Consider the following 21,645-nt stretch of genomic DNA (forward strand, 5'->3'; position numbering starts at 1 on the left):
AATCAAATTATGTTCCAAGACAGGGCTTAGAAGGAGATTTTTTCGCAATCACATTTCGCCGCAGGCCACCTATCATTCCCGGATAGAGACAATCCGCCGATGGAGACATGGACACACTCTGGGACATCACCCCCGCCGTCGATACCTCGACGCCCGTCTGGCCCGGCGATACGCCGGTCGGCATAGAACGCGTGTGGCGCATGGAGGCGGGCTCGCCCGTCAACGTCGCGCGGCTGACGCTATCGCCCCACACCGGTGCCCACACCGATGCCCCGCTTCACTATGACGCCGACGGCGCGGCGATCGGTCTGGTGCCGCTCGAAGCGTACCTCGGACGCTGCCGCGTAATTTATTGCATCGGCGCGTCGCCTGTTGTGACGCCACAACACCTGACCGGCTCGCTCGACGACCTGCCGCCCCGAGTCTTACTACGGACTTACAAAAACGCGCCGACTGCGGCGTGGGACAGCGCGTTCTGTGCAGTGGCGCCCGAGACGATCGATCTGCTCGCGGCCAACGGTGTGAAACTGATCGGCATCGACACGCCCTCCCTCGACCCGCAGGAATCGAAGACGATGGACGCGCACCATCGGATTCGTGCGCACCGCATGGCGATCCTCGAGGGCATCGTGCTGGACGCCGTCGCGCCCGGCGACTACGAACTGATTGCGCTGCCGCTCAAGCTGACCACGCTCGACGCAAGCCCCGTGCGCGCCGTGTTGCGCGCGCTGCCCGAATCTCGCTGACGGCCGATGACCGACGCTCAGCAAACTGCATCACGCATTCATCGCATCCACCGAATTCCTTGATCTGACTGACAGGACCATCATGAACACCCGTGAAGAAGCCTTGGCGTTGGATAGCACCGACCCGCTCGCGCCGCTGCGCGACCAGTTCGCGCTCTCATCGACCACCATTTACCTCGACGGCAATTCACTCGGCGCGCCGCCGGCTGCCGCCGCGCAACGCGCGCAAACCGTCATCGCCGCCGAGTGGGGCGAAGGCCTGATCCGCAGCTGGAACACTGCCGGCTGGTTCGAACTGCCGCGCCGTCTCGGCAACAAGCTCGCGCCGCTGATCGGCGCGGCGGACAACGAAGTGGTTGTCACCGATACGATTTCGATCAACCTGTTCAAGCTGCTCTCGGCCGCTGTGCGGGTGGCGAATGCGCGCGATCCAAAGCGTCGCGTGATCGTCTCCGAGCGTTCGAATTTCCCGACCGATCTGTACATCGCGCAAGGGCTGATCGAACAACTCGACCGTGGGTATGAATTGCGGCTCGTCGACGATCCGTCCGAGCTGCCTGCCGCGATCGGCGACGACACCGCGATCGTAATGATCACGCATGTGAACTACCGCACCGGCTATATGCACGATATGGCCGCGCTGACCAGGCTGATCCACGACAAGGGCGCGCTCGCGCTGTGGGACCTCGCGCATTCAGCCGGTGCAGTGCCGGTCGATCTCAACGGGGTTGGCGCGGATTACGCGGTAGGTTGCACTTATAAGTATCTGAATGGCGGTCCGGGTTCGCCCGCGTTCGTGTGGGTGCCCCAGCGCCATCAAAACGATTTCGCGCAACCATTGTCCGGATGGTGGGGTCATCGCGCGCCGTTCAAAATGGACCCGGCGTATCAGCCCGATGACGGCATTGGCCGCTTTTTGTGCGGCACGCAGCCGATGGTGTCGATGTCGATGGTCGAATGCGGGCTCGATGTGTTCCTGCAAACCGATATGCAGACGATCCGCACGAAGTCGCTTGCACTGACCGACCTGTTTATCGAACTGGTCGAGGCGCGTTGCAGCGAGTTTCCGCTGACGCTCGTGACGCCGCGCGAGCATGCGCAGCGTGGTTCGCATGCGAGCTTCGAGCATCCGCATGGTTATGAAGTCATGCAGGCGTTGATCGCGCGTGGCGTGATTGGTGATTATCGCGAGCCGCGGGTGTTGCGGTTTGGCTTCACGCCGCTGTACACGCGTTTTGTCGATGTGTGGGATGCGGTGGAGACGTTGCGCGAGGTGCTTGCGCAAGAGACCTGGCGAGCACCTGAGTTTGCCGCTCGCAGCGCTGTGACCTGAGGAGCGCGCGATGACCGATCACATGCAAACCCCGGGACTGCCGGAAGAGAAATTGGTGCAAGGGTGTCCGTTTGGGTATGGGAGTGGGGCTGCTTCGGCAGGGTCGCCTGCTTCCCCTGCTCCCTCGGTTCCCGATTCCGGCGATGGCTGGCACGACGCGCAACTCGATTTTTCGGAGTCGATGAGTTACGGCGATTATCTGTCGTTGGGGACGGTGCTGGATGCGCAGCATCCTTTGTCGCCGGATCACAACGAGATGCTGTTCATCATTCAGCATCAGACGAGCGAGTTGTGGATGAAACTCGCGTTGTACGAGTTGCGCGCGGCGCTGAAGGCGGTGCATCGCGATGAATTGCCGCCGGCGTTCAAGATGCTCGCTCGCGTGTCGCGAATCATGGAGCAACTCGTGCAGGCATGGAGCGTTCTCGCGACGATGACGCCGTCTGAGTACACGGCAATGCGGCCTTATCTGGGTAGCTCTTCGGGATTCCAGTCTTATCAGTATCGGCAGATCGAGTTTCTGCTTGGCAATAAGAATGAACAGATGCTGAAGCCGCATGCGCATCGGGCGGATGTGCTTGCCGAGGTGACGGCTTCGCTGCAAGCACCTTCCTTCTACGACGAAGTTGTTCGATTGCTCGCGCGGCGTGGGTTTGAGATTTCACCGTCGAGGTTGGAGCGGGATTGGACGCAGCCGACTACTCACGATGCTTCGGTTGAGGCTGCATGGTTGGAGGTGTATCGGAACCCTTCGCAGCATTGGGAGTTGTATGAGATGGCGGAGGAGCTGGTCGATCTCGAGGATGCGTTTCGGCAGTGGCGCTTCCGGCATGTGACGACGGTTGAACGGATTATTGGGTTCAAGCAAGGTACGGGTGGCACGAGTGGCGCGCCTTATCTGCGGAAGATGCTGGATGTCGTTTTGTTTCCTGAGCTTTGGCATGTGAGGACGATGCTTTAGATGCCTTTGTGTCGACGCCGGTGTGCGATGCGTTCATCTTATTTGGGTGGTGACTCGGTGACGCATTGGCTCGAATGTAAAGATTGGTCATAGCTCGCGCATTTAGCCTATGTGGTTGATCGTCTCGAAAAACGGGTGGGTTAGATTTCTGTTTGCCGTGAGAGAAAGCGGCCGGGTGTGAGAGCCCGAACGGTAGTTCGCACGATCCACATTCGTGGGTTGTGTGCTTGCTTCAGCACGTCCATTCAGAGGGCGGGCCGCAGTGAGTGGGTCGAAAGGCCCGCCGGTTTGAACTACCGCCGGTCTCTCAAACTCGCTACGTGCCCGCTCACCCCATCTGTTTGTTGGCGAGTGTTCGGGAAGTTCAGGAACCCACCGGAAATCGCACCATGAGCAAACCCATTAAGAAGAATCAAACAGCACCACGGCCGCCTGTTGATGCGCTTCAGTATGAAAAACTCGCCCTGTCGGCGTTTGGCGCATGCGACCGGCAAATCCGGCAGCTTGAAACGCTGATTAACCTTGCGGCAAGCATCACCCGATGCCCTGCTACGACGGTTGAAGAGAGACGCCGTGAGCGCAATCTGCTGGAACACCTGCTTTATACCGTCGAGCAATATCAGCAGGAAGTTGAAGGCGACCGCGACTTGTACCAGGTGATTGCGCTCGATGCGAAGGGCGTTGCGCACAGTCGTATCACGGCCAAGCTTGCGGCGGAGCTTCTTTCGGAAGCGGCGCAAGCGGGACGAGAAGCGGGGGAAGCTGCCGCGGAAGTTGAAGCCTCGGTTGCTAACAAGGCTGGGACGCAAAAGCAGGAGCGCGTTAAAACTGCGGCGCGGACGCGCGCCGATGCGCAGCAGGCCGTGATGAAGCATTAAGAGAAGGTAGCGGCCACCGTGCTGCTTGAAAGAATAAGGCGCGCATTGTTCGCGCCTTTTCTTTTTTAGCGGCGGCTCTTGAGACGTCAGCGGCGCAGTGGGCTGGTCAACTATTGCGCTTTCCCGCGAGGCTCAGGCTGCATCTCTGGCGGAACAATTTCAGGATGCCGCGAACAAAGGCATGCTTTGGCGCTCGTCCTGTCGCACGCTGTCGGGACACTGGCGGAACCGCTGAGCAGCATTAAAGAGGCGCAATTTCTCGCGCCTTTTTTTGTTACCGCTTGTTCTTTTTCTTTGGTGGAATCATGACCAGACCTTCGGGAGCAAGGTCTGGATATGCTCTCCACAGTGGTTCAAGCAAGAGGTATAACCCCCCCACGATTCTGCCGGCCTCAGAGCGAAACCCCTCAAACTCATCTTTCGAGCACTTTTCCTGGATTATTTTTGTGGCATTTTCGACCGACAAATATGCGTCCAATAACTGCTTGCTCACTTCTGACGCCACACCCTTGTCCATTTCCTTGTTCACCATACTCTCCCTAGCAACCTTGATCCGATTTACATTGATTCATACATCTGCCACCAGACGGAATAACTTGCCTCCAGGCCCGCAAGATGGGGCTTTTGTTTTCATACATCTCCCTTTTGGAATTTATTGTTAGAAATGCGTAACAATGCAACGTCGCACCACGGAGAACTGAAACCAGAATAGGAACACTCCGAAAACGCCGCTCGCGCGACAGATCTTCACAAACCGGCTGAAATCATAAGCATCAAAACAGGAGTGGCTAAACGGGAGCACCAACATCAAACGGCCATTTGCACCTACGCAAAGAGATTAAAGGAGCGCGCCTAATCCGGAATAAGCGGCTGCTCCCCCGTGCGGCGATTTTGATCAAAACCAGCCGGAAAATCGAAACCCCATTCTCTTCCCGCGTAACAGCTCGCTTGATGGAATGGGGTGCAAGTAGAAAGTTTTGCCTCGCGTACGCGAGACTTAGAACGGCGTCATCACTGGGCTACCTTTCGTTGAAGTGAAATAGGTATCGACGACCTGATAAAAGCCCATCTGCGAATTGGCAACTTCCCATACGGCGAGAATCACGTGATAGCCGCTGCGATCTGGCAGGCGACATTGGTGAATCGTCGGCTCAGGTGGCTGAAGATTGGCCTGCCAATAAGGTTGTCCGTTGTTCTGGACCATACAGAACGGCTTTTCCTCGAACTGCGCTCGCGTGAGCGGTTTGGCGGGATTCCAGTCGGAACGCGTGATGAAGTAATTCCATCGCCGGGTCGCGTGCACCGCAGCATATTCCCACTTGAAGGTCTGAAGTGAATTGGCCCGCATCGGAATCTTGGTCCATCGGTCTTCAGACTGCTCATTCAGTACCGGAACCGGTGTATTGACGCTCGAACCGGCGATCTCGCCATCCTTCGGCGGCAATGCGTTACGAACGTCCTGGGGTGCGAAAGAGTCTGGTAGACCGGCCTGCGTGGCGGGAAAGAATTTACCATTCTCCATAGCGTTTTCCTCCCACGCGTCGACCTTGCAATTTGCATTCTTTTGCTCCGCACACAACACGATACGGGATGCCGGTTCGGTCAAGCGCCCGTGAGCGTGAGCGACGGTGGCACCGAATAGCGCAACTAAAGCAAGAGCCAGATGGCGCCTGGTGAATGAGCGATGCGTGCTTTTGTACATTGTTGATTCCCCATAACATCCCTCGCCTATCACGCAATGCGGTTTGCAAAACGCGACATGGAGAAGACTTGGTCACTATCGAACAGGATTGGCAGCGATGCCCTGCCAAGGCGAACGCGCCCGTGATCCCTCTGAAGATCCTTCGGTGATGCGAGATGCGACATGGGTGCGCCAGTTGCAAAACGCTAACTTGTTCGCCCATCTGCCGACCTCAAGTCAAAGCTAACGCAGCCAGCAAAATGTGAGTCTGAGAAACGTCTCAAAATTTGATGCAGCGTCGGCGGCACGATCTAGCTCACACGTCACGAACGGTCAACTGCTTATGCGTCGCAATTCGACGAATGGTCGCACGCGACATTCAGAGGCAGCCGATCGCGAATACCGGCTGCAGAATGAACTAGTGCGCGGCGAGCCGCATTCAAGTGAGGGAAAGCTGTGCAGTTGGAGAAGCTACGCATTGTGCTGGCCGATGACCATCCGTTGTTCGTACTCGGCGTAAAAGGGATGATTACCCAGCGCCGCATCGGCACCGTGATTCAGGTGGCATCGGATTCCGATGCCTTGATCAATGTACTGGGCACGATACCGTGCGATTTACTGGTGACCGAATACGTGATGCCGGGTCTGAGGCACGGCGACGGAATGCGTCTGCTCGGCTATTTGCGCCGGACTTTTCCCGAATTGCGGGTGATCGTGCTGACGATGGTCAACAACATCGGTGTGCGCGGTTCGATCTGGCGAATTGGGGTAGCGGGCCTGATGAGCAAGGCGGACCTGACGGAAGCGCTCCCTATTGCAATTCAAGCGGTCGCGGGCGGTCGCCGCTATCTGTCGCCCATGATGCGAGCGAGCGTGATCGCGGACAACACGATAGAAGACGGATCGGCCGTGCATCTGTCACCACGCGAAGCCGAGGTATTGAGATTATTTGCATCGGGATTGTCGGCAGCGGAAGTAGCCGATCGCCTGCAGCGCAGCCGGAAGACAATCAGCCGCCACAAACGCTCGGGCATGGCGCGCCTCGGCATTACGACAGACTGTGCGTTGTTCCAGTACATGAGCGAATACGATGCTAGTCAGATTGGGAGGCGGCGCGATCTGACCTGATACAGTCCTGACGACTGGGAGTTCCGTGCTCCTTGTCCGATCGTGCAACTACGTCGACGGATACGCAGCCGCAGCACCGCGCGGCAAACCCGTCGCAAGCACGATCGCAGGCGTGTCGTCGTTCCCCACATCTTGCGTTGACGCCCCAGCTGAAGCACCGCGACTCGCCTCATTCAACTGCTGATACCGTCGAAACTTCGAAGGCGCCATGCCCTTCATCGCGAGGAACTGCCGATTGAAATTCGACAGGTTATTAAACCCCGCCTTGAAGCAGATATCGGTCACACTCAACTCATCATCCGCAAGCAATTGGCAAGCGAGGTTAATCCGCATGCGATTCACGTACTGCACAAACGGCAATCCTGTATGCCGACGAAAGTACCGCGAGAACGCACTAACACTCTGCCCAGCAAGCTGCGCCAGATCCGACTCACGCAGATCGTTGGCCAGGTTCTTACCAATGTACGACAGCGCATGATTAATCCGACTCGACGCAAACCCACTCGGATCGACCTGATAAGCAGGACTAGCAAGCGTCTCACGATCCTCAGCGTTCATCAGGCTCTCAATCATCGACATGAACAGCACGAGCCGCCGCAATCCGCGCGCGCCTAGCAACTCGAGAAACAGCGGCTGAATCGCCGCACTCGTTTCTGCGCCGAACATCACACCACGGCGCGAATCAGCAAGCAACGCCTCCACTTGCCGCCACTCCGGAAAACTGCCCATGCAACTCGACACGAACTCCTGCCCAAACTGAAGAACCAGATTGCGCTGCGCAATCGTCTCGCCTTCCGGCACGTCGCTGACCCAGTTGTGCGGCAGGTTCGGCCCCAGCAACACAAGATTGCCCGGCACAAAGCTGCTGATATGGTCGCCGACAAACATCTTGCCGATCGTCGCCACGATCAGGTGGATTTCGTATTCCGGGTGAAAGTGCCAGCGCACCGTGCGATACGGATAACCGTGCGACCACACTTTGAACGATTCGTCGCGTCGTACGGCGACGAGTTCGAGATCGGGTTGCATTCGCGTCTTCCTCCATGAAGCGGCGCGCTGCGGATGCCGCTGATCTTCGTCTTATATAGCGAAAAGTAGCCCTCAAACGCCTTATCCACCACTAAAAATGAAACCGCGAACCGATACTTTTTTGCATTCGGGTTAGTCCTAGCGCGGCGAAAGTCAAATTTGACGCAATGCAATACGCACCGCGACAGGCGTCCCATAACGCACGGACGTCTTGCGAGCCCTGTCGAAAGTCCCGCCACGCCGCGCTGCGCCACGAAAAGCCGCTGAGCTCGCCTTGACATTCGTTTCACTGGGTACGATCATTCGCTCACATACAGAGCAAATGCTCCACACCAGAAAAAACGCACGCTCCGAGCCGTGCGCTCAAAGACATTCAGGAGACGCACATGAACAGCGGACAAGGCAGCGGCACGGCCGCACACGTGATCCTGCACATTGGCGCGGGATCGTTTCATCGCGCGCATCAGGCCTGGTATCTCCATCGGTTGAACGAGGCGAAACTGGCGGGCGAGCCGCACTGGTCGCTGGCGGTCGGCAATATCCGCAGCGACATGAATGCGGTGCTCGAAGCACTCGCCGCGCAAAACGGCGTCTATACGCTCGAGACCGTCACGCCGCAGGGCGAACGCGCGTACGAGACGATTCGTTCGATCGAGCGCGTGGTGCCATGGACCGAGAGTCTCGATATGCTGATCGAGGCCGGAGCCGATCCGGCCTGCAAGATCATCGCGTTCACGGTCACCGAAGGCGGCTATTACCTCGACGAACAGGACGAGCTCGACACGGCCAACGCCGATCTCGCGGCCGACCTGAACGGCGGCCACACCACCATCTACGGCGCGCTCGCGGCGATTCTCGACGCGCGCATGAAGCGCGGCGCCGGTCCAGTCACGCTGCAGACCTGCGACAACCTGCGCAGCAACGGCGAGCGTTTTCATGCGGGCATGAGCGAGTTTCTCGAGCGACGTGGCGCGGACGATCTGGCGCAATGGTTCGACGACAACACCGAGTGCCCGAGTTCGATGGTCGACCGCATCACGCCGCGTCCGACACCCGACGTGCGCGAACGGGTGAAGGCCGCCACCGGCGTCGACGATACTTGTCCGGTGATGGGCGAAGCCTTCATCCAATGGGTGATCGAAGACCGCTTCGTGGCGGGGCGCCCAGCGTGGGAAAAGGTCGGCGCGGAACTGGTCGACTCCGTGCTGCCCTACGAGGAAGCGAAGATCCGCATTCTCAACGCCACGCATAGCTGCATCGCGTGGGCGGGCACGCTGGTGGGACTGAACTACATCCACGAAGGCACGCTCGATCCGGACATCAATAAATTTGCCTTCGATTACGTGACCGAAGACGTGATCCCCTGCCTCACACCGAGCCCGCTCGATCTCGAGCGATATCGCGACGTGGTGCTCGAGCGCTTCGGCAATCCGTATATCCAGGACACCAATCAGCGCGTCGCGGCCGACGGCTTTTCGAAGCTGCCCGGCTTTATCGCGCCGACGCTCGCGGAATGCTTCGAACGTGGCGTCACACCCGCGGCGACGGCAATGTTGCCGGCGCTGTTCTTCCGTTTCCTCGAACGCTGGAACGCCGGCGCGCTGCCGTATGCGTATCAGGACGGCGTGATGGACGAGAAAATCGCACGCGGCTTCTTTGCCGCGCCCGATCCGCTGCAGGCGTTCGCAGCGGACCGGCTGCTGTGGGGCAGTATGGCCGGCACGCCGCAGTTGGAATCGGCGTTGGCGGGGGCGTTAGCGCGGGTCGACGTGTGGCTGGCCAAACGCGGCGCGGTTTGATTCCAGCGAAGTGCCAGGCTTAATGCGCATGGCACTGCTCGCCATGTGCGGCTAAAGTAGCGCATCCCTAACGACGAAGGTTCCGCGCCCATGTATCTCGGCATCGACCTCGGCACGTCCGAAGTGAAAGTCCTGCTGCTCGCCTCCGATGGACGCGTGATCGGCACCGCGGGCTCACCCTTTACCGTTTCGCGTCCGCATCAGCGCTGGGCCGAACAGAATCCCGAAGACTGGTGGGCCGGCACGCGCACGGCGCTGGCCGCGTTGCGCGCCAAATATCCCGACGAGTTCGCGCAGATTCGCGGCATTGGCCTCTCGGGGCAGATGCACGGCGCCGTGCTGCTCGACGCGCAAGACCGCGTATTGCGACCCGCGATCCTGTGGAACGACATGCGCAGCGACAAGGAATGCGCGGAGCTGACCGAGCGAGCGCCGGAACTGCACACCGTGGCCGGCAATCTCGCGATGCCCGGTTTCACCGCGCCGAAGCTGCTGTGGGTCGCGCGTCACGAGCCGGACATCTTCGCCCGGACGGCCTGCGTGCTGTTGCCGAAAGACTATCTGCGCCTGCAACTGACCGGCGGCAAGGTATCCGACCCATCGGATGCAGCCGGCACGCTCTGGCTCGACGTCGCCAAACGCGACTGGTCCGATTCGCTGCTCGCCGCCTGCAACATGACCCGCGCACAGATGCCGAGCTTGTGCGAAGGCAGCGAGCCCTCAGGCACACTGCTTCCCGAAGTCGCTCGCGAATTCGGTTTGAGCGACGGCGTGATCGTCGCGGCCGGCGGCGGCGACAACGCCACGAGTGCGATCGGCATCGGCGCGACGCAGCCGGGCGACGGCTTCGTCTCGCTCGGCACGTCCGGCGTGTTGTGCGTAGTCGGCGACAGTTTCCGGCCGAACCCCGCGTCCGCGGTGCACGCGTTCTGTCACGCGATTCCGGATCGCTGGCATCAGATGAGCGTGGTGCTGTCGGCGGCAAGCTGTTTGCGCTGGGTCTGCAAGCTCACCTCGACCGACGAGCCGACGCTGCTCGCCGAAATCGAGGCGCTCCCAGCGGACGCATTGAACACCGCCCCGCTCTTTCTGCCCTATCTGTCCGGTGAACGCACGCCGCACAACGACCCGTACGCGCAGGGCGTGTTCTTCGGGATGAATCACGCGACCGATCGTGCGTTGCTCGGCTACGCGGTACTCGAAGGCGTGACGCTCGCGCTCACCGACGGCCTTGACGCCTTGCGCGCGGCCGGCACCGAAGCGAAGGCGCTGTCCCTGCTCGGCGGCGGCGCCCGCAGCGACTACTGGGCACAGCTGCTCGCCGATGCGCTCAACACCGCCACCCGCAAGCACGGGGGCGGCGAGACCGGCGCGGCGCTCGGTGCGGCACGTCTGGGCTGGCTGGCCGCAGGCGGCGAGCCGGCCAAGGTGCTGTCCAAGCCGCCGATCGAAAAGGAATTCACGCCGAATCCGCGGCGCCACGCCGAACTGCGCAACCGGCTCGAAGCGTATCGCGCACTCTACCGCCACGTGCGGCCGCTGTTCGACCCCGCCCGCCAGCCGCTCGCCTGACCGGCAACCCCAGCCGGTTCCCGTTGAGACGCGCGGACCGGCTGCTATCATCGGCGCACTTCAAGCGAACCGTCACCGTGCCCAAGTCCACAGAAAAATTAGATCTTGCTACCCGCGCGGCGTGGCTCTACTACGTCGCCGGCAACACCCAGAACGAGATCGCCGAGAAGCTGCAGGTGTCGCGCCCGGTTGCGCAGCGGCTGGTCGCCTTCGCTGTGGAAAAGAACCTGATTCGTGTGCGCGTCGATCACAAACTGGCCGATTGCCTCGCGCTCGCCGATCAACTCTCGAAGCGCTACGGCCTGAGCATGTGCGAAGTCGTACCGATCGACAGCGATACCTCGGAAGAAGTCGACCGCAAGCTGGCCGTGGCCGGCGCGCAGGTCATGGAACGCTATCTCAGCGAAGAAAAGCCGATGGTGGTCGCCGTGAGCAGTGGCCGTACGCTGAAGGCCGCGGTCGATCAGATCGCGCAGCTGGAGCGTCCGCAGCACCGGTTGGTATCGATGGTCGGGGCGATCGCCCAGGACGGCTCCTCGAACCGCTATGACGTCGCGCTGCACATTTCAGAGAAGACCGGCGGCAAGTATTTTCTGCTGCCCGCGCCCTTACTCGCCGATAGCGAAGCCGAGCGCGCGCAGTGGTGCAATCACCGGCTGTACCGGATCGTCGAATCGCTGTCGGCCAAGGCGGATGTCGCATTCGTCGGCATCGGCAATATTGGGCCGAAATGCCCGCTGCACGAAGACGGCTTTATCACGTCAGCGGAAGTGAAGGAGCTGATGCAGAACGGCGCGGTGGCCGAAATGCTCGGCCTGCCGATCGATTCGGCCGGCGCGCACGTCGAATCGCCGACCGGCCGGCGCGTGACCAGCATCGCGCTCGACTTCCCGCCGCGGCGCCCCACCATCGGGTTTGCCGGCGGCGAGCGCAAGCACGAAGCGCTGATCGCAGTGCTTAAAGGTGGCTGGCTGTCGGGTTTGGTGACCGATGAGTTGTGCGCGCGGGCAGCGCTCGAAGCTTGAGCGCGGCAATGACGCGTAAAGACTGCGATGATTGGCCAAGACCTGTCGGCAGTTGGCACCACATTTTCTACGCCGCGGCGTGCCGCTTGTAGCGTCAAAGGTGACTTGAGCGGAAAGCGGCGCACCCGCCGCTTTCCGCATTACACACCTATCTAAGCAGCCAGCACTTCGACGATCTTGCGCTGGAATGCCTTTCCTTCGCTATCGAACAGATGGCAGTGATCCGGCGTGGCGCCGAGCTTTTGCGTTTCGCCCTTGGCATGCCGCTCGAGCGGCGGAATCCGCGCGATCAGGCCATCCGGCGAAACGCTCGATTCCGCATACAGATAGGCGGCGTCGCCGAGCGATTCGAGCGCCATGGTGCGCGCCGAGATGCCGTCTTCCGCCGAGCCTACATGCAAATGCTCGGGGCGAATCCCGACCGTCACCTTGTCGCCCTGCTTCACCGCACCCGGTTCCACCGCGACACGCTGGGTCTCGCCGGTTTCGTAGCGCACCGTGACACCGTCGTGCGTGACCGACTGCACCACGCCTTCCATGAAGTTCATCTTCGGCGAGCCGATAAAACCCGCGACGAAGCGATTGGCCGGCGCGTGATACAGCATGGTCGGACTGCCGACCTGCTCCACGTTGCCCGCCGACAGCACCACGATCTTGTCGGCCAGCGTCATGGCTTCGACCTGATCGTGCGTCACGTAGATCATGGTGGTCTTCAGCTCGTCGTGCAGACGCGCGAATTCGAGGCGCATCTTCACCCGTAGCGCGGCGTCGAGATTCGATAGCGGTTCATCGAACAGGAACACCTTCGGCTTGCGCGTAATCGCGCGGCCGATCGCCACGCGCTGGCGCTGGCCGCCCGAGAGTTGCTTCGGCTTGCGATCGAGCAGATGGTCGATATGCAGGATCTTCGCAGCGTTGCGCACGGCGGCGTCGATCTCGGGCTTCTTGGTTCCGGCGAGTTTCAGGCCGAACGCCATGTTGTCGTACAGCGTCATGTGCGGATACAGCGCGTACGACTGGAACACCATCGCGATGCCGCGCTTGGCCGGCGGCACGTCGTTCACGCGCGTGCCGTCGATGGTCAGGTCGCCGCCGCTGATGTCTTCGAGGCCGGCGATCATCCGCATCAGCGTCGATTTACCGCAACCGCTCGGGCCCACGAACACGACGAATTCGCCGTCCAGGATGTCGAGGTTGATGTCGCGCATCACTTCGTTGTCGTCGTAGGCTTTTCTGATGTTACGCAGAGTTACGCTTGCCATGATGTGTCTCCGTGTATTGCTGTGTGTTGCTGTCTATTGCTATGTGTTGCTATCCAGTGCTTCAGCTGTGTCGGTTGCTTGAGGTCTTTGAACTGCCGCGCTTACGGCGCCGCTGCCGTCGCGCTCAGCGTCCATTGCGCGACCAGTTCCGGCAACTGCAACATGTCGTCGAATACATGACGCGCGCCCGCTGCATGCAACGCGTCGATCTGCGCGTCACTCGCATGACCGCCGCCGATGAAGCCCAGCACCGTCATGCCCGCCGCGGTCGCGGCCGTCACGCCGGTCACGCTGTCTTCCACCACGAGGCACGCGGACGGCGCGAGGCCGAAGGCTTGCGCCGCGGCGAGATAGACATCGGGCGCGGGCTTCGGATTCGGCACCGCATCGGCACAAAACAGCCGGTCGCCGAAAAACTTCACCAGGCCCGTGCGCGCCAGCACCGTCTCCACATACGGCCGGAAACTGTTGCTCGCGCATGCTTTGGTGAGCGGCACCTGCGCGAGCGCGGTCTCGATGCCTTCGACCGTCGGGGCTTGCATCGCTGCCGCTTCCACCGCCCGACGAATCGCGTCGATATCCTCGGCGCTCAGGCGCTTGCCAAGTTGCGCCGCCGTGCCTTGCAGGACCTTTTCGATGCGCAGGCCGAGCAAAGGCAGCACCACAGGTTCAACATCGGCATCGGGCCAGCGCGCTTCGAGTTCGTGCACCAGCATGCGCGCCGCCACGGCCTCGCTGTCGATCAGCACGCCGTCGCAATCGCAGATCAGCGCAAAATTTCCGACGCTCGTGCCGGCAATCGTGCCTGCCGTCATTTGACCGCCCCGAACGTAAGGCCGCGCACCAGTTGCTTCTGCGACAGCCAGCCGACGATGAGAATCGGCGCCACCGCGAGCAGCGAGGCCGCGGAGAGCTTGGCCCAGAACAACCCTTCAGGACTGGAATACGACGCGATGAACACGGTCAGCGGCGCGGCGTTCGAACTCGACAGATTGATACTCCAGAACGCTTCGTTCCACGACAGGATCACCAGCAGCAACGCAGTGGACGCGAGCCCCGGTAGCGACATCGGCATCAGCAGATAGACGATTTCCTGCCACGTCACCGCGCCGTCGATCCGTCCTGCTTCGAGAATGTCGCGCGGAATTTCCGCGAAGTAAGTGAACGACATCCATACCGCAATCGGCAGGTTGATCAGCGTGTAGACGATCACCAGACCCGACACCGTATCGAGCAGTCCACTGTTTTTCCACAGCAGATAGATCGGCACCAGTACGCCGACCGACGGCATCATCTTGGTCGACAGCATCCACAGCAGCACTTTCTGCGTGCGGCGCGTCGGAAAGAAGGCCATCGCGTACGCGGCCGGCACCGCAAGAATCAGGCACAACACCGTGACGCCCACCGAGATCAGGATCGAATTCAACGCAAACGAAAAGTAGTTGCTGCGGGCGAACACCTCGCGGAAGCTATCGAGCGTCGGAACGAAGAACAGCGACGACGAATAGGCCTGCTGCTCCGTCTTGAACGCGGTGATCGTCATCCAGAAGATCGGGAAGAACAGCAGCAGCGCGACCAGCCACGCAATCAGGCCAGGAATGCCGCGACGAATCGCGGCGAATGGCGACTTCGCCGGCACGGTCATGGGCGTCGTGCTCGACGCCGGGTTAGAGGCAACGTGGCTCATTTTTCGTACTCCCCTTTCAGGTTCTTCGCGAGCATCCGCACAAGGAAGAACGACACGATATTGGCCAGCACGACAGCGAGAATGCCGCCCGCCGAAGCGAGACCGACGTCGAACTGTTGCAGACCCAGCGAATAGATCAGGTACGACAGATTGGTGGTCGCGGTGCCCGGACCGCCGCCCGTGGTCGTATAAATTTCGGCGAAGATCGACAGCAGGAAAATCGTCTCCATCATCACCACCACGGCGATCGCCCGTTTCAGGTGAGGCAGCGTGATGTAGAAGAACATCGAGAACGGACCCGCACCGTCGATGCGCGCCGCCTCCTTCTGTTCCTGATCGAGCGACTGGATCGCGGTGAACAGAATCAGGAACGCGAACGGCAGCCACTGCCACGCGACGATCATGATCACCGCCGTGAGCGGATACTCGGCGAACCAGTCGATCGGCTGCATGCCCATCGCACGCATGCCCTGAGCGATCAGGCCATACACCGGATGCAGGATCATGTTCTTCCAGATCAACGCGCCCACGGTCGGCATCACGAAGAACGGGGCGATGGCAAGTAGCCGCGCGATGCCCTGGCCGTAAAACTTGCGGTCGAACAGAATCGCCATCAGCACGCCGCCGACCACCGTAATGACCAGCACGGAGATGATCAATTCGAGCGTGTGCCCGATCGATGGGCCAAACGATGGATCGGTGGCGAGATATTTGTAGTTGTCGAAACCGGCGAAGCCTTTCAGATCCGGATTCAGCAGGTTGTAGCGCGAGAACGAAAACCAGATCGTCATCGCCAGCGGAATCGCCATCCACAGCACGAGTACCGCGACCGAGGGCGAGACTAGCCAGCGGGCGGAATTGGCTTTGCGGACTTCGCGTTCTTTTTCTGTCTGGGGATGGGCATGCATGAGAGGTAGGCGCAAAGGACGCATGATTGACCACCTGTTCGCTAATGCGCGGGCTGTCCGGCTCAAGCCGGAGCCGGAACCGCGGGAGCCGTCACGGCATCGTTCGATGCCGTGAGGCAGGCGCGGCGGGGACGGCCCGCTGTGCTGCGTGAGCCGGCTGACGGGCGTCAGCCGGCGCGTTTCACGTTACGTTCCAGTGTTGCGGTGCAGCTTACTTCTGATAACCCGCCTGCTTCACCGCGCGGTCCGCGGTGGCGTTGCCGGCTGCCAGCGCCTGATCGACCGTCATCTGACCGGCAATCGCGCCGGAGATGCTCTGGCCGACCACCGTGCCGAACGACTGGAACTCAGGAATCCCGACGAACTGCACACCGGTGTACGGCACCGGCTTGAGCGTCGGATGGTCCGGATCAGCCGTTTCGATCGCCTTCAGCACGAAGTCGCCGAACGGTGCGGCCTGCTTGTACTCAGGACGCGCGTACGTGGACTGGCGCGTTCCCGGCGGCACCGAGGCCCAGCCTTCATCCTTCGCGACCAGTTCGATGTACTGCTTCGACGTAGCCCACGCGATGAATTTCTTGGCCGAGTCCGCCTGCTTCGACGACTTCGGAATCGCCAGCGCCCAGGCCCACAACCAGTGCGAACCCTTCGGCGTGACGGCAATCGGCGCCGCGGCGAAACCGACCTTCTCGGCGATCTGCGACTGCTGCTTGTTATAGAGCATGCCGGCCGCCACCGTCGCGTCGATCCACATCGCGCACTTGCCCGACGACATCAACGTGAGGTTTTCGTTGAAACCGTTCGAGCTGGCTCCCGGAGGACCGTCTTTCTTCAGCAGGTCGACGTAGAAGGTCATCGCCTTCTTCCATTCCGGCGACGTGAGCTGCGCCTGCCACTTCTCGTCGAACCAGCGGCCGCCGAAGGTATTCACCACCGTCGTGCCATACGCCATGTTTTCGCCCCAGCCCGCCTTGCCGCGCAGGCAGATGCCGTACATGCCGTTGGCTTTGTCGGTGAGCTTGTCGGCGAATTGCGCGATCTGGTCGTAGGTGGGCTGATCCGGCATCTTCAGGCCCTTCGCCGCGAACAGGTCTTTGCGGTAATACGTCATCGAGCTTTCGACGTAGAACGGCAAGGCATACAACTGGCCGCCGCTCGAGAGGCCGTCGCGGGCCGTCTTGACGACGTCGTTCAGATCGTAATCGGCGGGCAGATTGGTGATCGGCGTGAGCCAGCCACGCTTGCCCCACTGCGGCGTTTCATAGGCGCCGATCGTCATCACGTCGAACTGGCCGCTGCCGGTGGTGATGTCGGTGGTAGCGCGTTGACGCAGCACGTTTTCTTCGAGAATCACCCAGTTGAGCTTGATGTCCGGATTCGCCTTCTCGAAAGCGGGCGAGAGCTTCTTCAGCTCGATCATGTCCGGGTTGTTCAACGTGGCGATGGTCACCGTGGCCGCCTGAGCCTGCAGCGCGAAGCACGCGACTGCGCCGGCACTGACCGCCTTGAGTGCGGATTTGAGGGCTGGTTTCATGTGTTGTCTCCTTTCTCGTACGTTATGTGGTGCTGCGTTTGTTCTACGAAAATGACGATGGGTAACACGGGTACGGCTCATCCACGCGGTGAGCCGCTCAGCTCATCCAGTTCCCGCCGTCCACGTTCAGGGTTTGCGCGGTGATGTAGTCGGCATCCGCCGACGCGAGAAACAGGGCAGCGCCGGTCAGATCGTCCGGCACACCCATGCGGCCGAGCGGCACCGCTTCACCCACCAGGCGCTTCTTCTCGCCGAGCGGACGGTTTTCATAACGGGCGAAGAGCGCGTCGACCTCGTTCCACATCGGCGTATCGACGACACCCGGCGCAATGCCGTTCACGTTGATCTTGTGCGGCGCGAGCGCGAGCGCGGCGGATTGCGTATAGCTGAGTACGGCGGCTTTGGTTGCGCAGTAATGCGACACCAGCGCCTCGCCGCGCCGCCCGGCTTGCGACGACATATTGATGATCTTGCCGCCGTGGCCCTGCTCGACCATTTTGCGGGCGACGGTTTGCATCAGGAAGAACATGCCCTTCACATTGACCGCGAAGAGGCGGTCAAACACGTCCCAGGATTCATCGAGGATCGGGCGCATATCGAAGAGCGCCGCGTTGTTGAACAGAATGTCGACCTGGCCGAAGCGCTCCAGCGTGCTGGCAAGAATACGTTCGATATCCTCGCGGCGCGTGACGTCGGCGCTGACGGTCAGCACGCGGTCGCCGTAAGCGGCAAGCAACGAAGCGCCGAAACTGTCCGCCGGCTTCACATCGACCAGCACGCAGCGCGCGCCTTCGTCCAGATAGCGCCGGGCCACGGCTTCACCGATTCCGCTTGCCGCGCCCGTCAGAATGGCCACCTTGTCTTGCAATCGTGCCGCCACCGCTTGTCTCCGGTTCGTTTCGCATCTTGAGGCGCAGTGAGCGAACGCTCATTGCGCGAACAATTGCTCTGTTTGTGATCGAATGATCGGATACGGACCGGGTCATGTCAAGGCGCTCGGCCAGATTTCGATGGTGCAGCGCGTCAGGCCCAAGCGCAGCGGCGGCGGCCCCGGGTCAACACTAATACGAGAAATCGAACAGGGCCACGCTGCTTTCTGTGCAAGCCGCTGACAAAAATTCGAGATACGTTATATCATTTCGGCCGTGCTTCGCTTTGAAGCCCTGCCCGTTCGTTAGCAGGTCCACTGATGGCTACATCGATTGCAGAACACCATGTCGTGCCGCTCGCTCATGCGGTGGCGCATGCCGCCCTGCATGGCCCGGCCGGTGAGCCAGCATGAAGACATGTATGACCGCAAAAGACGCGCCGCTCCCAGGATTTGTAGTTCATTCAACTTTCACGCAGCAGGGAAAACGATGAAGAAATTCGGCTCGATGTTGAACGGGGCGCGCCGTGCGCTGAAGCTGTCGAAGGCCATGGCCATGGGCGCGGCTGCCGCTGCTGCTGTCACGCTCAGTCAGGGCGCGTTGGCCGCGGATGCGAAAATCCCGGTGGTGGCGGCGGAAAACTTTTACGGCGACGTCGTGCAGCAACTGGGCGGCGAGCGCGTCGACGTGACGAGCATTCTCAGCAATCCGGATCAGGATCCGCATCTGTTCGAAGCCAGCCCGAAGACGGCGCGCGCATTACAGCATGCGAGCCTTGTGGTCTACAACGGCGCCGACTACGATCCGTGGATGGCAAAACTGCTGGCCGCCTCGAAGGGTGCCAAGCGCACCACGATCGTCGCGGCGGACCTGGCCGGCAAGAAAGGCGGCGATAATCCGCACCTCTGGTACGACCCGGCGACCATGCCGAAAGTGGCGCGCGCGGTGAGCGAGGCGCTTGTCGCGGCTGACCCGGCGCACAAGTCGGCGTACGATGCGAACCTCGCGAAGTTTCTCGATTCGCTGAAACCGATCGACGCCAAAGTCGCCGATCTGCATGGCCGCTACGCCGGCGTGCCGGTGACGGCAACCGAGCCGGTGTTCGGCTATATGTCGGACGCGGTGGGCCTGACGATGCGTAATCTGCGTTTCCAGCTCGCCACCATGAACGACACTGAAGCAAGCGCGGCCGATATCGCCGCGTTCGAACGCGATCTGCGCGAAAAGCGCGTGCGCGTTCTGATCTATAACAGCCAGGCAACCGAGGCCCTGACCCAACGCATGTTGAAGCTCGCGCAGCAATCGAAGGTGCCGACCATGAGCGTCACCGAAACCGAACCGGCCGGCAAGACCTATCAGACGTGGATGCTGACGCAGCTCGACGCGCTCGGCAAGGCGCTGGGCGCGGGCGACGCGAACGGAGCGAATGCAGCGGCCCCATCCGCCAAAGGAAAGTCCCAATGAACGAAACTGGCCGCGGCACGCCAGCTGATGCACCCACCAGCGCGCCGACCCGCGCACGCGCCAATGCGCCCGTGCTCGAACTCGAGCACGTGACGCTCGAACTCGGCGGCCGCACGATTTTGCGCGACACCGGCTTCGTGGTGAACCAGGGCGAATTCATCGGCGTGCTAGGGCCGAACGGCGCGGGCAAAACCACGTTGATGCGCGCGGTGCTCGGCCTCGTGCCGGCGGCGAGCGGCACGATCCGCGTGCTGGGACAGCCGGTCGAGCGTGGCAACGCCTCGATCGGCTATATGCCGCAGACGCGCAGTGCGCTGGCCGGGCGCCGCGTGCGCGGCCGCGATTTCGTCGCCATGGCAGCCGACGGCCACCGCTGGGGCCTGCCCCACGCGGACAGCAAGACCCGCGCGGATGTCGAACGGGTGCTCGATCTGGTGGGCGGCCGCCAGTTGGCCGAGCGGCCGTTATCGGAGCTGTCGGGGGGTGAGCGTCAGCGGCTGCTGCTCGCGCAATGCCTGCTCGGCAATCCCAAGCTGCTGCTTCTCGATGAGCCGTTGATCAGTCTCGATCCGCATCATCAGAAAAGCGTGGTTGAACTGGTGCGGCGCGTGCAGCAGGAACTCGACATTGCCGTCTTGTTCTCGGCGCATGAACTGAATCCGCTTCTGCACGCGCTCGATCGCGTGCTGTATCTCGGGAGCGGCGTCGCCGCGCTCGGCACCGTCGATGAGGTGATTACGCGGCCGGTGCTGTCGCGTCTGTATGGCTCGCCGATCGATGTGATGCGCGTGAACGGCCGCATCTTCGTGATGTCGGGAGACGTCGAAGTCGAAAAACACGATCACGAGCACGAACACGACGAAAACGGCGGCCACGCACACTCGCACGGGCATTCGCACGACCACGGTGGCGCCCACGGCCACTCACACCAGCACGACTCACGCGACGGACACACGCACGATGTTTGAATACGATTTCATGGTGAACGCGTTCGCGGCGTCGGGGATCGTCGCGGTGCTGGCAGGGATAGTGGGATATTTTCTGGTGATGCGTGGCCAGACCTTCGCCGGCCACGCGCTCTCGCACGTCGGTTTCACCGGGGCGACCGGTGCGGTCCTGATCGGCATCTCGCCGATCTGGGGGATGATCGGCTTCACACTGGCGGCCGGCGTCGGCATGGGCGCGCTCGGCGAGCGGCTCGCCGGACGCGACGTGGCGATCGGCGTGATCCTGTCGCTGTCGCTCGGCTTCGGCTTGCTGTTTCTGCACTTCTTCACCGCGTACGCGACCCAGGTCACCGCGCTGCTGTTCGGCAACGTGCTCGGCGTGAATGCATCGACGCTCGGCGTGCTGGCGGCATTGGGCGTTGTCAGTTTGCTGGCGCTTGCGGCGATCATGCGGCCGCTGCTGTTTGCTTCGTTACAGCCGGAATTGGCCGAGGCCAAGGGTGTGTCGTTGCGTCTGGTGTCGGTGCTGTTTCTATCGATTGCCGCACTGGCGGTGGCGGCGTGCACGCAGATCGTCGGCGTGTTGCTGGTGTTCACGCTGATGGTCGGGCCGGCGGCGGCCGCGCAGAATATGACGACGCGGCTTTCCACCGGGCTCGTGCTCGCCGCCGTATTTGCACTGGTGCAGGCGTGGCTGGGATTGACGCTGGCGTTCTATACGGATTGGCCGACGAGCTTCTGGATCACCGTGCTGTCGGCGGTAGTGTATGGCGGGAGTTTGTTGAGGCGGCGTTGAAACGGGAGCGGCCAAACTCAGCGGTA

At 61.3% G+C, this 21,645-nt stretch carries 20 protein-coding genes; 11 read left to right on the forward strand and 9 right to left on the reverse strand.

Translation table 11 applies throughout. The features are described from left to right. The first annotated feature begins 107 nt into the window (after positions 1–107). From kynB to PQR53_RS20675, 4 genes are all read left to right on the forward strand, one after another. Positions 108–746: an arylformamidase gene (gene kynB / locus PQR53_RS20660; RefSeq protein WP_408457697.1), complete on the forward strand. Its 639-nt coding sequence runs from the start codon at positions 108–110 to the stop codon at positions 744–746. Positions 747–828: 82 nt separating this feature from the next. Continuing rightward, entirely contained in the window at positions 829–2,079 is a 1,251-nt protein-coding gene (gene kynU, locus PQR53_RS20665; RefSeq protein WP_408457699.1) for a kynureninase, read from the forward strand. A gap of 10 nt (positions 2,080–2,089) precedes the next feature. Further along, positions 2,090–3,040, forward strand: coding sequence for a tryptophan 2,3-dioxygenase (gene kynA, locus PQR53_RS20670; protein WP_408457702.1), 951 nt, complete (start codon positions 2,090–2,092; stop codon positions 3,038–3,040). Between the two features lie 389 nt (positions 3,041–3,429). Next, positions 3,430–3,918, forward strand: a complete 489-nt coding sequence (locus tag PQR53_RS20675) for a hypothetical protein (protein WP_408457705.1) — start codon at positions 3,430–3,432, stop codon at positions 3,916–3,918. Between the two features lie 274 nt (positions 3,919–4,192). Here PQR53_RS20675 and PQR53_RS20680 read toward each other — a convergent pair whose 3' ends face one another. Both PQR53_RS20680 and PQR53_RS20685 read right to left on the reverse strand, forming a co-directional pair. Continuing rightward, positions 4,193–4,450, reverse strand: a complete 258-nt coding sequence (locus tag PQR53_RS20680) for a hypothetical protein (protein WP_408457707.1) — start codon at positions 4,448–4,450, stop codon at positions 4,193–4,195. 465 nt (positions 4,451–4,915) lie between these two features. Next, positions 4,916–5,620 (reverse strand): lytic polysaccharide monooxygenase, encoded by a 705-nt coding sequence (locus PQR53_RS20685; RefSeq protein ID WP_408457710.1) that lies wholly within the window; start codon positions 5,618–5,620, stop codon positions 4,916–4,918. 441 nt (positions 5,621–6,061) lie between these two features. Between PQR53_RS20685 and PQR53_RS20690 the strand changes: the two genes are divergently transcribed. Further along, positions 6,062–6,727, forward strand: a complete 666-nt coding sequence (locus tag PQR53_RS20690) for a response regulator (RefSeq protein ID WP_408457712.1) — start codon at positions 6,062–6,064, stop codon at positions 6,725–6,727. Between the two features lie 48 nt (positions 6,728–6,775). Here the strand turns inward: PQR53_RS20690 and PQR53_RS20695 are convergent, their stop codons facing one another. After that, entirely contained in the window at positions 6,776–7,756 is a 981-nt protein-coding gene (locus tag PQR53_RS20695; protein ID WP_408457714.1) for an AraC family transcriptional regulator, read from the reverse strand. Between the two features lie 386 nt (positions 7,757–8,142). On the opposite strand from PQR53_RS20695, the gene dalD reads away from it, so the two are divergent. From dalD to PQR53_RS20710, 3 genes are all read left to right on the forward strand, one after another. After that, positions 8,143–9,555 (forward strand): D-arabinitol 4-dehydrogenase, encoded by a 1,413-nt coding sequence (gene dalD / locus PQR53_RS20700; protein WP_408457717.1) that lies wholly within the window; start codon positions 8,143–8,145, stop codon positions 9,553–9,555. A 90-nt stretch (positions 9,556–9,645) separates the two neighbouring features. After that, positions 9,646–11,127: a xylulokinase gene (gene xylB, locus PQR53_RS20705; RefSeq protein ID WP_408457719.1), complete on the forward strand. Its 1,482-nt coding sequence runs from the start codon at positions 9,646–9,648 to the stop codon at positions 11,125–11,127. Positions 11,128–11,204: 77 nt separating this feature from the next. After that, the gene (locus PQR53_RS20710; RefSeq protein WP_408457721.1) at positions 11,205–12,152 is read left to right on the forward strand and encodes a sugar-binding transcriptional regulator; all 948 of its coding nucleotides are present in this window, start codon (positions 11,205–11,207) and stop codon (positions 12,150–12,152) included. A 152-nt stretch (positions 12,153–12,304) separates the two neighbouring features. Here PQR53_RS20710 and PQR53_RS20715 read toward each other — a convergent pair whose 3' ends face one another. From PQR53_RS20715 to PQR53_RS20740, 6 genes are all read right to left on the reverse strand, one after another. Then, complete coding sequence (locus PQR53_RS20715) at positions 12,305–13,414, reverse strand: ABC transporter ATP-binding protein (RefSeq protein WP_408457723.1); 1,110 nt, start codon at positions 13,412–13,414, stop codon at positions 12,305–12,307. A gap of 101 nt (positions 13,415–13,515) precedes the next feature. Then, the gene (locus tag PQR53_RS20720) at positions 13,516–14,229 is read right to left on the reverse strand and encodes an HAD family hydrolase (RefSeq protein ID WP_408457725.1); all 714 of its coding nucleotides are present in this window, start codon (positions 14,227–14,229) and stop codon (positions 13,516–13,518) included. Continuing rightward, a complete protein-coding gene (locus PQR53_RS20725) occupies positions 14,226–15,059 on the reverse strand; it encodes a carbohydrate ABC transporter permease (RefSeq protein ID WP_408458044.1) in 834 nt (277 codons plus the stop codon). Before PQR53_RS20725 ends, PQR53_RS20720 begins: the two co-directional genes overlap by 4 nt. Positions 15,060–15,097: 38 nt before the next feature. After that, positions 15,098–16,033: a carbohydrate ABC transporter permease gene (locus tag PQR53_RS20730; protein WP_408457727.1), complete on the reverse strand. Its 936-nt coding sequence runs from the start codon at positions 16,031–16,033 to the stop codon at positions 15,098–15,100. 187 nt (positions 16,034–16,220) lie between these two features. After that, positions 16,221–17,543, reverse strand: a complete 1,323-nt coding sequence (locus PQR53_RS20735; RefSeq protein WP_408457729.1) for an ABC transporter substrate-binding protein — start codon at positions 17,541–17,543, stop codon at positions 16,221–16,223. 97 nt (positions 17,544–17,640) lie between these two features. After that, positions 17,641–18,423: an L-iditol 2-dehydrogenase gene (locus tag PQR53_RS20740; protein WP_408457731.1), complete on the reverse strand. Its 783-nt coding sequence runs from the start codon at positions 18,421–18,423 to the stop codon at positions 17,641–17,643. 478 nt (positions 18,424–18,901) lie between these two features. Between PQR53_RS20740 and PQR53_RS20745 the strand changes: the two genes are divergently transcribed. From PQR53_RS20745 to PQR53_RS20755, 3 genes are read left to right on the forward strand one after another with little or no spacing between them, the layout of a single operon-like run. Further along, positions 18,902–19,876: a metal ABC transporter solute-binding protein gene (locus tag PQR53_RS20745; RefSeq protein WP_408457734.1), complete on the forward strand. Its 975-nt coding sequence runs from the start codon at positions 18,902–18,904 to the stop codon at positions 19,874–19,876. Beyond that, entirely contained in the window at positions 19,873–20,844 is a 972-nt protein-coding gene (locus PQR53_RS20750; protein WP_408457736.1) for an ABC transporter ATP-binding protein, read from the forward strand. The genes PQR53_RS20745 and PQR53_RS20750 overlap by 4 nt, the downstream gene beginning before the upstream one ends. Next, positions 20,837–21,619, forward strand: coding sequence for a metal ABC transporter permease (locus tag PQR53_RS20755; protein ID WP_179734094.1), 783 nt, complete (start codon positions 20,837–20,839; stop codon positions 21,617–21,619). Before PQR53_RS20750 ends, PQR53_RS20755 begins: the two co-directional genes overlap by 8 nt. Positions 21,620–21,645: the final 26 nt, after the last annotated feature.

The organism is Paraburkholderia fungorum, from assembly GCF_046027605.1.
Taxonomy (GTDB): domain Bacteria; phylum Pseudomonadota; class Gammaproteobacteria; order Burkholderiales; family Burkholderiaceae; genus Paraburkholderia; species Paraburkholderia fungorum_F.